Source organism: Bacillus sp. FSL R9-9530 (assembly GCF_038008145.1).
GTDB classification, from domain to species: domain Bacteria; phylum Bacillota; class Bacilli; order Bacillales; family Bacillaceae_G; genus Bacillus_A; species Bacillus_A mycoides.
The window spans coordinates 3,477,792-3,490,207 of the sequence record NZ_JBBOYO010000001.1 but is presented as its reverse complement, the minus strand read 5'-3'; the positions used below and the strand labels follow the sequence as shown (position 1 = coordinate 3,490,207).

13 protein-coding genes are annotated in these 12,416 nt (G+C 35.5%); 9 read left to right on the top strand and 4 right to left on the bottom strand.

Translation table 11 applies throughout. From position 1 onward, the window contains the following. Positions 1–77: 77 nt before the first annotated feature. Positions 78–494: a pyridoxamine 5'-phosphate oxidase family protein gene (locus tag MKX66_RS17530; protein WP_002029572.1), complete on the bottom strand. Its 417-nt coding sequence runs from the start codon at positions 492–494 to the stop codon at positions 78–80. Between the two features lie 179 nt (positions 495–673). Here MKX66_RS17530 and cax point away from each other — a divergent pair, with 179 nt between their 5' ends. Both cax and MKX66_RS17520 read left to right on the top strand, forming a co-directional pair. Then, positions 674–1,729, top strand: coding sequence for a calcium/proton exchanger (gene cax, locus MKX66_RS17525; protein WP_012260267.1), 1,056 nt, complete (start codon positions 674–676; stop codon positions 1,727–1,729). An 81-nt stretch (positions 1,730–1,810) separates the two neighbouring features. Continuing rightward, on the top strand, positions 1,811–2,608 hold the full coding sequence (locus MKX66_RS17520) for a YfkD famly protein (protein WP_002125017.1): 798 nt from the start codon (positions 1,811–1,813) through the stop codon (positions 2,606–2,608). A gap of 192 nt (positions 2,609–2,800) precedes the next feature. Here MKX66_RS17520 and yfkAB read toward each other — a convergent pair whose 3' ends face one another. Continuing rightward, on the bottom strand, positions 2,801–3,928 hold the full coding sequence (gene yfkAB, locus MKX66_RS17515) for a radical SAM/CxCxxxxC motif protein YfkAB (protein ID WP_002125019.1): 1,128 nt from the start codon (positions 3,926–3,928) through the stop codon (positions 2,801–2,803). 213 nt (positions 3,929–4,141) lie between these two features. Here yfkAB and MKX66_RS17510 point away from each other — a divergent pair, with 213 nt between their 5' ends. From MKX66_RS17510 to truA, 6 genes are all read left to right on the top strand, one after another. Continuing rightward, positions 4,142–4,324: an SE1561 family protein gene (locus MKX66_RS17510; RefSeq protein ID WP_002010264.1), complete on the top strand. Its 183-nt coding sequence runs from the start codon at positions 4,142–4,144 to the stop codon at positions 4,322–4,324. Positions 4,325–4,530: 206 nt separating this feature from the next. After that, positions 4,531–6,054 carry a class I fumarate hydratase gene (gene fumA / locus MKX66_RS17505; RefSeq protein ID WP_085963289.1) on the top strand — a complete coding sequence of 508 codons (1,524 nt, stop codon included), beginning with the start codon at positions 4,531–4,533 and terminating at the stop codon, positions 6,052–6,054. Positions 6,055–6,180: 126 nt separating this feature from the next. Continuing rightward, positions 6,181–6,963: a delta-lactam-biosynthetic de-N-acetylase gene (gene pdaA, locus MKX66_RS17500; protein WP_002029593.1), complete on the top strand. Its 783-nt coding sequence runs from the start codon at positions 6,181–6,183 to the stop codon at positions 6,961–6,963. A 59-nt stretch (positions 6,964–7,022) separates the two neighbouring features. Beyond that, a complete protein-coding gene (locus MKX66_RS17495) occupies positions 7,023–7,886 on the top strand; it encodes a DNA-3-methyladenine glycosylase family protein (RefSeq protein ID WP_002140272.1) in 864 nt (287 codons plus the stop codon). A gap of 10 nt (positions 7,887–7,896) precedes the next feature. Further along, positions 7,897–9,276: a 23S rRNA (uracil(1939)-C(5))-methyltransferase RlmD gene (gene rlmD, locus MKX66_RS17490; RefSeq protein ID WP_002029595.1), complete on the top strand. Its 1,380-nt coding sequence runs from the start codon at positions 7,897–7,899 to the stop codon at positions 9,274–9,276. A gap of 83 nt (positions 9,277–9,359) precedes the next feature. Beyond that, the gene (gene truA / locus MKX66_RS17485) at positions 9,360–10,097 is read left to right on the top strand and encodes a tRNA pseudouridine(38-40) synthase TruA (protein WP_002125027.1); all 738 of its coding nucleotides are present in this window, start codon (positions 9,360–9,362) and stop codon (positions 10,095–10,097) included. Positions 10,098–10,148: 51 nt separating this feature from the next. Here the strand turns inward: truA and MKX66_RS17480 are convergent, their stop codons facing one another. Beyond that, positions 10,149–10,346, bottom strand: a complete 198-nt coding sequence (locus MKX66_RS17480; protein ID WP_002140273.1) for a hypothetical protein — start codon at positions 10,344–10,346, stop codon at positions 10,149–10,151. An 81-nt stretch (positions 10,347–10,427) separates the two neighbouring features. Beyond that, positions 10,428–11,831: a sigma-54 interaction domain-containing protein gene (locus MKX66_RS17475; RefSeq protein WP_341086813.1), complete on the bottom strand. Its 1,404-nt coding sequence runs from the start codon at positions 11,829–11,831 to the stop codon at positions 10,428–10,430. Positions 11,832–12,132: 301 nt separating this feature from the next. Between MKX66_RS17475 and MKX66_RS17470 the strand changes: the two genes are divergently transcribed. Then, the gene (locus MKX66_RS17470) at positions 12,133–12,387 is read left to right on the top strand and encodes a biotin/lipoyl-containing protein (protein ID WP_002010281.1); all 255 of its coding nucleotides are present in this window, start codon (positions 12,133–12,135) and stop codon (positions 12,385–12,387) included. Positions 12,388–12,416 lie beyond the last annotated feature (29 nt).

Below are 12,416 nucleotides of genomic sequence, written 5' to 3'. Positions count from 1 at the left end.
GTTCCACCTATTTTATTGTTTTTTTCAGAAGAACTTTTCGACAAAACAAGCCCACCTAAGGGGGGCTTGTTTTTATTTTATAGTCGTAAAAACTCGGGCTCGGTCGTACCAGCACTATCGATGTAATAAATTGTATCGGGATTGATTTTTATTAGTACGTAATTAGGGTCTTCCGCACCGAGTAACCAGCGTTTTAAGCTATTAGTCCAAAATTTGTTTTTTAATGTTTGATCTTCTTCGATGGAAGCTATGCCTTCAACTTCAATGTAATCCTCATCTAATTTCTTTCCTTCACGTCCAAGTAGTACATGTACATTGGGGTTTTTTTCAATATCTGTTATCTTTTTTGAATTTCGATCTGTTGCAACATATAGTACAAAATCTTCGTGGAAAAACATCATAAAGGCGCTATGTGGCTTATCGTGACGTACAGTAGATAATACACCAGTGCGTTGACCTTGAATAATAGTTGCGATTTTTTCTTTTAAGTGCATATTTTTAGCCTCTTTTCATAATTCATAATTTTTTCTGTCTGGACAAGATAATTTAAATATCTTTCATACTGTTTTCTTCAATCCGATTTTTTAAACGTAATTGTGATGAAATCGGACAAGTTAGGAGATGAATAATAATAATATCGAGGAGAAATACATACGATGGAAGGATGAAAAGCATGTTTAATAAAATATTTCTCATAGTAGCGCTTATAGGTGTACCACTTTCTGTAATCGGAAAAACACTTCATTGGCCACAAACTATTATGTTTGCTGTATACTGCATTACTATTATTGCATTAGCTGGTTTTATGGGGAGGGCGACAGAAAGTTTAGCAATTGTTTCTGGGCCTCGGATAGGTGGTTTATTAAATGCAACTTTCGGTAATGCCGTGGAACTTATCATTTCAATTTTTGCACTCCAGGCAGGATTAACAGAAGTTGTTTTAGCTTCCTTAACTGGTTCTGTACTTGGAAACTTATTACTGGTAGGAGGGTTATCCTTCTTTATAGGTGGCCTTAAGTATAAAAGACAAAGTTTCAATGTTTATGATGCAAGACATAATTCAGCTTTATTAATATTTGCTGTTGTCGTAGCCTTTGTTATTCCAGAGATTTTTTCAATGAAGATGGATGCTGGAAAGACGTATCAATTAAGTATTGGTGTTTCTATTATCATGATCATTATGTACCTTGCTGCATTGCTATTTAAGTTAGTTACGCACCGCGGTGTATATCAACATAAGAGCGATGAAGAAGTACATGAGGAGGAGCCTGAGTGGTCGAAAGGTAAAGCGCTACTCGTTTTAGCGATAGCAACACTTGCAGTTGCTTATGTGTCAGAGGCACTCGTACATACTTTTGAAACGGTCGCAAAGTCGTTTGGCTGGTCAGAGTTATTTATAGGGGTTATTATCGTTGCAATTGTTGGTAATGCAGCAGAACATGCATCTGCGATTATTATGGCATATAAAAATAAAGTAAATATCGCAGTAGAAATTGCAGTAGGTTCTACATTACAAATCGCCATGTTTGTTGCTCCTGTTTTAGTACTTCTTTCGATGTTTTTTGCACAAAAGATGCCGTTAGTATTTACAATACCAGAGCTTGTTTCCATGATTACAGCTGTTTTCTTAACTATTGCTATTTCAAATGATGGGGATACAAACTGGTTTGAAGGAGGCACTTTATTAGCTGCGTATGTCATTATGGGAATTGGTTTTTATTTATTATGAAAAATAGGGATAACAATGCTTCAGAGGGAAAACACTAAATACAGTAATTTATATACCTTTACATAGGAAGGAGCCAGACAGGTGAAACGAGTATACAGCATATGTCTTTCAACCATGGTCTCGTTTATTTTATTATTTCCTAACAGTAGTTTTGCAAAGACAACGGTAGAAGTAAAAATGCCTTCATCTGTTTTAAATATTTCAAAGGATAATACATTTCCAAATGATGCACAAGATTTACCGCGTTTACAGCCAAGTAAGTTTGCGCAAGAACTATTGAAAACAGCAAATATCAAAATTGAAAACCCAGATTTAATTCGAATGTTTAATGAAACGACAATTTCGAATGCACCGCTTGCAGTAGGGTACCGAGCGAAAATTTATTTAGGGCAATGGGCATTAAATTATGAGTCAATAGACACATCGATTAATTGGGAATATAAGCAAGTAAATCGAAATGTATATGATAATCGCGGAGGGGATCGCTTATACCCACTTCGCTATAAGCAAGAAACCCAAAAGACAATCGAAGGTGATTTAACAGCAGATATGAAAGATACTACAGATGTGAAAAAAATGATGCTTCTAAAAGCGCTTGAAAAAGTACAATTGCCACTTTCATTTAAAACAACCATTGGTTATGGTACCGGACATGAGCGTGTTTATAATATTAGTCCAAGTCAACTTGGATATTTATATGCGTATACACCAGCAGTAAATGAAAAAGGAAAAGTAACATTTGGAGAAGTCTACCTTGTGTTAAAAGGGAATCAAAAAAAGCTTGTCGTGAAAAATATTACATCACAAGGAATCGGAGCCGCTATTCCAATTCATGATCATTTATTTTTTAAATTTGTTTCTTCATCGCATGCACAATGAAATAAAAAACGTCAGCCTATAAGCTGACGTTTTTTATTTATCCCGCTATTTGCGGGCAGTAAAACTCCCACCTCAAAATTCGGCTGGAGCAAAGAAGTTAGGTGGGAGGCCCTGATGCCCGTAAACTCCCGATTGGTGTGGGCTAACAATCAGTGGGGGATGAACAAAACCCCCACTGATTAAAGTTTCACTTTATAACATAATGTTTGATGTTTTTGATAAGAAATCTTCTTTTGGATAGTAGCTATTTTTTACAAGAACATTTGGTCCAAGGCATTTCACGGCAGGACAATGGCAACTTAATGATTTTGCTGTTTTTGAGTCACACCATTTGTCGTAAGCTTCTTGTAGTGTATTTGTTTGTACATTACCTAGAAGCGGGACATCACCGAAGTCGGTCACGATAATATTTCCATCAAAAATATTTACGTTCAAACGAGAACGACCATCTGGATCATTGCGGACAGTTACATTTTTACTTTCATGTAATTTCTTTAGTGTAGCTAAATCGTGTTCATTATCACTACATGCATAGAAAGGTAATGTTCCGAATAACATCCACACATTTTCATCACGGATCTCTAATAAATGTTCAACTGCATTTCGAATTTCTTCTTTTGTTAAAATTTCAAGTGTGCTAGCGAAGTCACTCGGATACATCGGGTGAACTTCATGACGTTTACAGCCCATTTCTTCAACGATTTGACGGTGAATATGTTCAATATGTGGTAGAGTTCGTTTGTTTAACATAGTTTCGGCTGATACGAGTACACCTGCCTCTGATAGGGCTTTACTATTTGTAATCATTCTTTCAAATAATTTAGCGCGCTGTTCATAAGTAGGCTTACGCTCCATCATTGCAAATCCGCCTTCAACGAAGTCATCGATTGTTCCCCAGTTATGTGAAATGTGCAATACATCTAAGTAGGGAATAATTTGTTCGTAACGTGCTAAATCTATAGTTAAGTTTGAGTTAATTTGAGTGCGAACGCCTCGTTCATGGGCGTATTTTAAGAGCGGTGTTACATAGTTGTCGACGGATTTTTTTGAAAGCATAGGTTCTCCGCCTGTAATACTTAAAGAACGTAAATGAGGAATCTCATCTAATCGTTTTAATAAAAGCTCCATCGGAAGCGGGTTTGGATCTTTCGGCTGTAATGTGTAACCAACAGCGCAATGCTCGCAACGCATATTGCATAACGTCGTCGTTGTAAACTCAACGTTTGTTAATAGTAGTTTGCCGTACTCTTCAAGGTCCATATACGCTTCCCATGGATCGTAAGAAGGAGTAATCGGCTTCATTATTTGTGATATCGTCATATGAAATACTCCTTTGACTATTGAAATAACAATTTGTCCATTCTCTATAATAGAAGAATATGTGCTTTTTATAAAGTGAAACTTTTTTGTAAAAAAAGAGAGAGGGCTTACATTATAATGAATTACTGTGACGAAATTGATGAAATTACATGCCCATAGCAATCATTTTTGCGGTATAATAAAAGCAACTCGAATTAAAAGGAGAGTGCCTTCATGGGAAAAGCAATTCAAGGTAAAGATTCACAACTAGTATATTTGAAAGAACGTTTAAATATGTTCATTGAAGTAATTGATACGATTGAACCAGAAGAGGTAGAATTAGAGGATGTAGATCGTCTTCTTGCAATGTTAGATGAATTAGAACTGAAATGTGAGCAATTTAAAAAAGACGAATAATATATTAAAAAGGCTGCCACTACAAAATTGGCAGCCTTTTTCTGTACGGATAATAGAAGGAATATAGAAAAAAAGGTATAATCAAGTTGTGAAAAATTTCATTTAACCTTTAATGGCGTGAAATAAATAAACAGCTGAAGAGTATAACAATGGAATTTTCATTTCATAACGTTTTGGTAGCGTTCACAATTGAGGGGGAAGTAACAATGGAAAAGCTTCAAGAAAGCATGTATCAACTAATTGTTGAAACGTCAACGAACTTACCGAAAGATGTTCGTCGCGCAATTCAACAAGCGAAAGAACGAGAAAATGCAGGAACTCGTTCGGCGATGGCACTTGGCACAATTACGAATAACATTAAAATGGCAGATGATAATATCTCGCCAATTTGCCAAGATACAGGGATGCCAACGTTTAAAATTTATACACCAGTTGGTGTGAATCAATTAAAACTGAAGGAAGCTATCTATAGTGCGCTTGAGCGGGCGACAAAAGATGGTAAACTTCGTCCAAACTCTGTTGATTCTCTTTTTGGAGACAATAGCGGAAACAATTTAGGACCAGGTACACCTGTTATTAAGTTTGAACAATGGGAAAAAGATTACATTGATGCACGTTTAATTTTAAAGGGCGGCGGTTGTGAGAATAAAAATATTCAATATAGCCTGCCTTGTGAAATAGAAGGACTTGGACGAGCTGGGCGTGATTTAGAAGGAATTCGTAAATGCCTTCTTCATGCAGTATATCAAGCGCAAGGTCAAGGGTGTAGCGCAGGAGTAATCGGCGTCGGTATCGGGGGAGACCGCACATCAGGTTACGAATTAGCAAAAAATCAATTATTCCGTACATTAGATGATGTAAATCCAGTTCCAGAATTACACAAACTTGAAGAGTACGTGTTAGAGAATGCGAATAAGCTTGGCATTGGTACGATGGGATTTGGCGGAGAAACAACTTTATTAGGTTGCAAAGTTGGAGTATATAATCGTTTGCCAGCGAGCTTCTACGTATCTGTTGCGTATAATTGTTGGGCATATCGTCGTCTTGGTGTAACAATTCATCCTGAAACAGGTGAAATTATGGATTGGTTGTACCAGGAAGGTGAAGATACACTTCAGCAAGATGCTGCGCAAGAACAAGCAGAGCAGCGTGAAATCGTATTACAAGCTCCAATTACAGAAGAGCAAATTCGTGAACTTCGTGTTGGTGATGTTGTTACAATTAACGGCATGATGTATACAGGACGTGATGCGATTCATAAACATTTAATGGATAACGATTGTCCAGTAGATTTAAAGGGACAAATTATTTATCATTGTGGTCCAGTTGTAGTGAAAGATGAAAATGATAATTGGCAAATTAAAGCGGCAGGTCCAACGACAAGTATTCGTGAAGAGCCATATCAAGGCGATATTATGAAAAAGTTCGGTATTCGTGCTGTAATTGGTAAAGGTGGTATGGGTGCTAAAACATTAGCAGCTTTAGAAGAACACGGTGGTGTGTACTTAAATGCAATTGGTGGTGCAGCGCAATATTATGCTGAATGTATTAAAGAAGTGAAAGATGTTGATTTCTTACAATTCGGTATCCCAGAGGCAATGTGGCATTTACGTATCGATGGTTTTAAAGCAGTTGTAACGATGGATTCTCATGGTAAAAGTCTACATGCTGATGTTGATAAAACATCACTTGAAAAATTGGCGAGCTTTAAAGAACCTGTATTTAAGTAAAGAGAAGTGCATCTCGAATTATTCGAGGTGCATTTTTTTGGTATATATAGAAAAACATGTTCAGCATGAAAGAAAGCAGGGAAACAGAAACTACAGGTACGATTATATATGGAAAGGAGACTATTTATGAAATATAAATGGTTATATATAGGTCTCATTTTTTCAATTATGATGGCACTTGTTCCAGTTTCAACATTTGCTTATACGAATACACCACATAACTGGGGAATCCCACGTCCTAAAAATGAAACGGTGCCAGATGCAGGGAAACTATATACAGAATTACTACAAAAAAATGGTGGGTTTTATTTAGGAGATACGAAGAAAAAAGATATTTATTTAACATTTGATAATGGATACGAAAATGGATATACAGGAAAGATTTTAGATGTACTGAAGGAGAAAAAAGTACCAGCAACTTTCTTTGTGACGGGACATTATATAAAAACACAAAAAGATTTATTATTAAGAATGAAAAATGAAGGACATATTATTGGTAATCATTCTTGGAGTCATCCAGATTTTACAACAGTAAATGATGCAAAACTTCGTGAAGAATTAACGAGCGTAACGGAAGAGATTAAAAAAGTTACTGGGCAAAAAGAAGTGAAATATGTACGCCCTCCACGAGGCGTGTTTAGTGAAAGAACGCTAGCGCTTACGAAAGACATGGGATATTATAACGTGTTTTGGTCGCTTGCATTTCTTGATTGGAAAGTAGATCAGCAAAGAGGATGGCAATACGCTCATAATAATGTAATGACTATGATTCATCCAGGATCTGTTTTGTTACTTCATGCAATATCAAAAGATAATGCAGAAGCACTTGCGAAAATCATTGATGATTTGCGCGAGAAAGGGTATCATTTTAAAAGCCTAGATGATTTAGTAAAAAGCAATCAACCGTAAGCATGTATGCTTGCGGTTTTCTCATGCTATAATGATGTGTAAAAAGGATGGGGAAACGTATGTGGAGCGAACATGTTACGTTAGAATATCCGTACCATTTTGAGGAAGTACTAAAGCGTTTATCTTTCGACCCGTTAAACGTTATTCAATTAGACGAGAAAGTAATTTATGTCCCGGTTTTTATAGACGAAGAACAGATTGTTGTTCGTTTGCAAGGGATTGGTACTGTTCAAAATCCACAGTTTTGGATCTCTAGTCAGGCAGGAGATCAAGAGAAAGTAATGAAACGAATGAGATCCATTTTTCACTGGAATGAACCGTTTCAAAATATACAAAATCATTTTTTAAACACATCATTACGTCCACTATTTGAAACATATGCTTATACTCCAATTATTTTAGAATTTGATTATTTCGCTTGTCTTCTTCGCTGTATTATTCATCAACAAATAAATTTGAAATTTGCTACTGTGCTAACAGATCAATTTGTAAAACGATATGGGACAGAGAAGAACGGCGTTTTCTTTTTCCCAACACCAGAAAGAGTAGCAAACATTTCAATAGAAGAATTGAGAGAGCAGAAGTTTAGTCAGCGAAAAGCCGAATATATAGTAGGATTAGCAAAACATATTGTAGGCGGTAAATTAGATTTAGCAAGGATACAAAACGAAACAGAAGAAGAAGTATCGGCACAATTGTTACCAATAAGGGGTATTGGAGCATGGACAGTGCAAAACTTTTTAATGTTTGGGCTTGGTCGGAAAAATATGTTTCCAAAAGCAGACATTGGAATTCAGCGCGCAGTGCAAGGTGTATTTCAATTAGATAATAAGCCTGATGATGCATTTTTAGAAAAAGTGAAACAAGAGTGTGAACCATATTGCAGTTATGCAGCGTTATATTTATGGAAAAGTATAGAGTAGAGGTGTAATAATGATACAAAAGCAACAAGAGAGTAAGTTGGAAGTTGGTCAAACGTTTCCTGTGACAATTAAACGTCTTGGGATTAACGGAGAAGGCGTTGGTTATTTTAAGAGACAAGTTGTTTTCATTCCAGGGGCATTACCAGGAGAAGAAGTTGTTGCTGAAGCAACGAAAATTCAGCGTGGCTTCGCTGAAGCGAAAGTGAAAAAAGTTCGTAAATCCTCACCACATCGTGTGAAAGCACCATGTTCAGTATATGAGGAGTGTGGTGGCTGTCAATTGCAGCATTTAGATTATAAAGAACAATTAAATCAAAAGCGTGATATCGTTGTACAAGCATTTGAGAAGTACATGAATAACAGTCTGGAAGAGAAAATTCGTCCGACGCTTGGTATGGAAAATCCATGGCATTATCGTAATAAAAGTCAATTGCAAGTGGGGCGTAAAGACGAAAAGGTTATTACAGGGTTATATAAGCAAAACTCACATCAGTTAATTGATATTTCTCATTGCATGATTCAGCATAAAGCAACGAATGAAGCGACAAAAGTTGTAAGACGTATATTAGAAAAATTAAATGTTTCTATTTACAATGAGAAAAAACAAAAAGGTTTAGTACGCACAATTGTGACACGTACTGCAGTTCAAACAGGGGAAGTGCAAGTCACACTTATTACAACAAAAGAAGAATTACCAAATAAAGATCAATTTATCGCAGAAGTGCAAAAACAAATGCCAAGTGTTAAATCAATTATGCAAAACGTAAACTGGCGTAAAACATCTGTTATTTTCGGTGATAAAACATTTAAATTAGCTGGAAAAGAAGTAATTCAAGAAACACTAGGTGATTTATCATTTGAATTATCAGCACGCGCATTCTTCCAATTAAATCCAGAACAAACAGTTGTTTTATACGATGAAGCGAAAAAAGCAGCTGCTTTAACAGGAAACGAGAAGATTGTGGATGCGTATTGTGGTGTCGGTACGATTGGACTTTGGCTTGCGAATGATGCAGCGGAAGTACGTGGTATGGATGTAATTCCAGAAGCGATTGAAGATGCAAAGAAAAATGCAAAACGCCACGGATTCACAAATGCAAAGTATGAAGCTGGTAAAGCGGAACAATGGTTACCAAAGTGGGTAAAAGAAGGCTGGCGTCCAGATGTCATTGTTGTCGACCCACCGCGTACAGGTTGTGATGATAAATTACTTGAAACGATTTTAAAAGTGAAACCGAAACAAGTTGTTTACGTGTCTTGTAACCCGTCCTCATTAGCACGTGATGTGGAAACATTAATGGAGAGCTATGAAGTGGAGTATGTACAACCAGTTGATATGTTCCCGCATACTGCGCATGTAGAAAATGTAGTGAAACTTGTTAGAAAGTAACATTCAATAAGGATATGTCCCTCACAAAGCAGGAGCTATGTGAGGGTATATTTTATTTAGCGAATGGAAGTAAGGAGAATATAATGAACAATTATAAATTGACGATTCAATATGATGGTGCGCGTTATAAAGGGTGGCAACGTCTTGGTAATAATGACAATACGATTCAGGGGAAAATCGAAAGTATAATATCTGAAATGGTCGGAAAAGAAATTGAAATTATCGGCTGTAGTAGAACGGATGCTGGTGTACACGCTTTGAATCAAGTAGCTAACTTTCAAAGTGATGAGAAGTTAGTAGAACATAAAGTAAAAAAGTATTTAAATCAATATTTACCAAATGATATTAGTATTACGAGTGTAGAAGAAGTACCAGATCGTTTCCATGCTCGTTACAATTCTAAAGCAAAAACATATCTTTATAAAATTTGGAATGAAGAGCATACGAACCCATTTATGCGTAAATACAGCATGCACGTGAATAAACAATTAAATGTGAAAAGCATGAAAGAAGCTGCGAAACATTTAGTTGGTTCACATGACTTCACTGCCTTTTCAAATGCAAAGTCTAAGAAAAAATCTATGGTTCGAGAAGTGTATACACTTGATGTTTCCGAAGAATCAGGATTTGTACAAATTAGAGTAAGTGGTAACGGATTCCTTCATAACATGGTGCGGAAAATTGTTGGAGCATTAATTGAAGTTGGATTAGGGCAATTAGAGGCGGACGCAATTCCAAACATTTTAGAGGAAAAACAACGTAATCAAATTAATTGTCTTGCTGAGGCGAGTGGATTGTATTTGGAGAATGTTGAATTTTAATAATAAGTAAAAAATCGAGCTGATAAGGCTCGATTTTTTTGCACTCTGAAATTAAGAAGATTTCTCTTTCTTCATACGTAGCTTCAAATTCCAAAAAGCAGCAAGCATAATAGCTGCAAAGGAGCCGCTAATTGTGCCTAAGAGCTTTGCATGAGGAAAGCTGCTCATATCAATGAATAGCATTATACATAGAATGGTAGGGAAAAGACCTAAGTAGTGTAATAACTTCAACTTCTTATCATTACTCATATACATTGCCCCTTTCTAGCATATTATACGTTTATTATAACATATTTTACCAGTTCCTTTACGCTTGGAGAAAGATTCATTTCATATGTGCAAGTGCAATTTTTTAATTCGATATTGTAAGTTTTGTCTACTCAATCCTAAAAATTTTGCGGCTTGTGAGATATTACCTTTATTTTCTTTAAGAATTTGATGGATATATTTCTTTTCCATTTCTTCGATTATACGTTTTAAAGTTTGTGGCGTATCAGTATTGTGACTAGTTAGCAGAGTCTGCATATTCAGTTCCTTTTTTGCTAGTTCGCGAAAGTGCGTTGGCATATGGAACGCTGTAATGATATCTTCATCTTCTATTAAGTTCATGGAGCCTTCAATTATATGTTCTAGTTCTCTCACATTACCAGGCCAATCGTATTTATAGAAGAAGTTATTTACGTTTAAATCTACATCTTTTACGCTAAGATCAAATTGGATATTGTATTTTTCAATAAAGTGTTGAACAAGATATGCAATATCTTCTTTTCGTTCCCGTAAAGGTGGAAGACATAAAGTAACAACGCTTAATCGGTAATATAAGTCTTGTCTTAATCGATTGTGTCCTATGGCTTCAAGAGGATCTTCATTAATAGTTGCTATAATACGAATATCAATTTCTTTTTCTTGTGTGCCTCCGATTCTTCGTATTGTTTTTTCTTGTATAGCCCGCAGCAATTTAGCTTGAAGTGCTGGGCTTAATGAGTTGATTTCATCTAATAACAAAGTTCCCCCATTTGCCTCTTCAAATAAACCAGGTTTATCTATTGCCCCTGTAAAAGCACCTCGATTTGTACCAAATAGTAAACTTTCCATTAAGGTTTCTGGTATAGCGGCACAGTTTTGCGAAATAAATGGTTTTGTTGAACGCTGGCTTTCATTATGGATGCTTTGCGCAAATAGTTCTTTACCGGTCCCTGTTTCCCCGATTATAAGTATGGAGGATGGCGTACGTATTACTCTCTTTGCTTCTGTAATGACCGATTGAATAGCTCTAGAATCACCAATTATGTGATCAAAGGTAAACTTAGTATTTTGTTTTCGAGAAAGGTTCGTTTTCATTGTTTGTTTTAAATGACTAATCTCTTTTGAAATTTCAATAGCGCCTTTAATTTTTCCATTTTCTATTATAGGAAAAGTATCGTTAATCGTCGTAATCTCTTGTCCTTTATTGTTAAAATACGTTTGTTTTATATTTTTGTTTGTTTTTCCAAGTTTTAAAGCCTCTATAAGAGTACTATTTTTATTTTCTTCAAATGCAAATACTTCTAAAGGATTTTTATCTAGCACATCTAAGCGATCCATTGATTCAATTTCCATCATTTTACGGTTATAGATAATCGTTTTACTTTCCTCATTAATAATATGGATCCCAATATCTAGTTCATTGAGTAAAGTTTCGTATAGCACATTCATTTCAATAATCTTTTTAAAATTGATTTCTTCTGTATGCATGTATTATCTTCTCCTCGTTATACCCTATGAAGACTGACTTTTTATAATTTTATTAAAATTCTTATAAAATCGCAAAATTTTTTTGCTATTTTCTCTTAAAAATTTTCAAATGATAGAAAATTTTTGCGGTTATGCAGATTTTTTTCTTAAGAAATCCTAATTTTACATAGGTATTGAGGTTGGTACGTATTTTGCATGAATAGTAGTTAAGATCTCTAAATTTAAAGAGTAGGGGGATTATGAATCTTTATAGTGTATGCAACGTTTCAGTTTCAATTAATAAGAGGGAGGAATTTATAAAGTGAAGACGGTTATAGAAGGCGTGTATAGTCCTTGTTACGGGAAAGTAGAGAAATTATTTGTTACTGAAAGTTCTTACGTATATGAGTGGGAAAAATTAGCGTTAATTGAAACAATAGATAAGCAGCAGGTGGAAATTAAAGTGGGAATCAGTGGTTATATCGAATCATTAGAAGTGGTAGAAGGACAAGCTATCGCTGATCAAAAACTATTAATAACAGTGAGGGATGACCTTTTAATAACAGGTAGTGATTAATAGTAGTAATATGTATTTTGCTCTTTTAA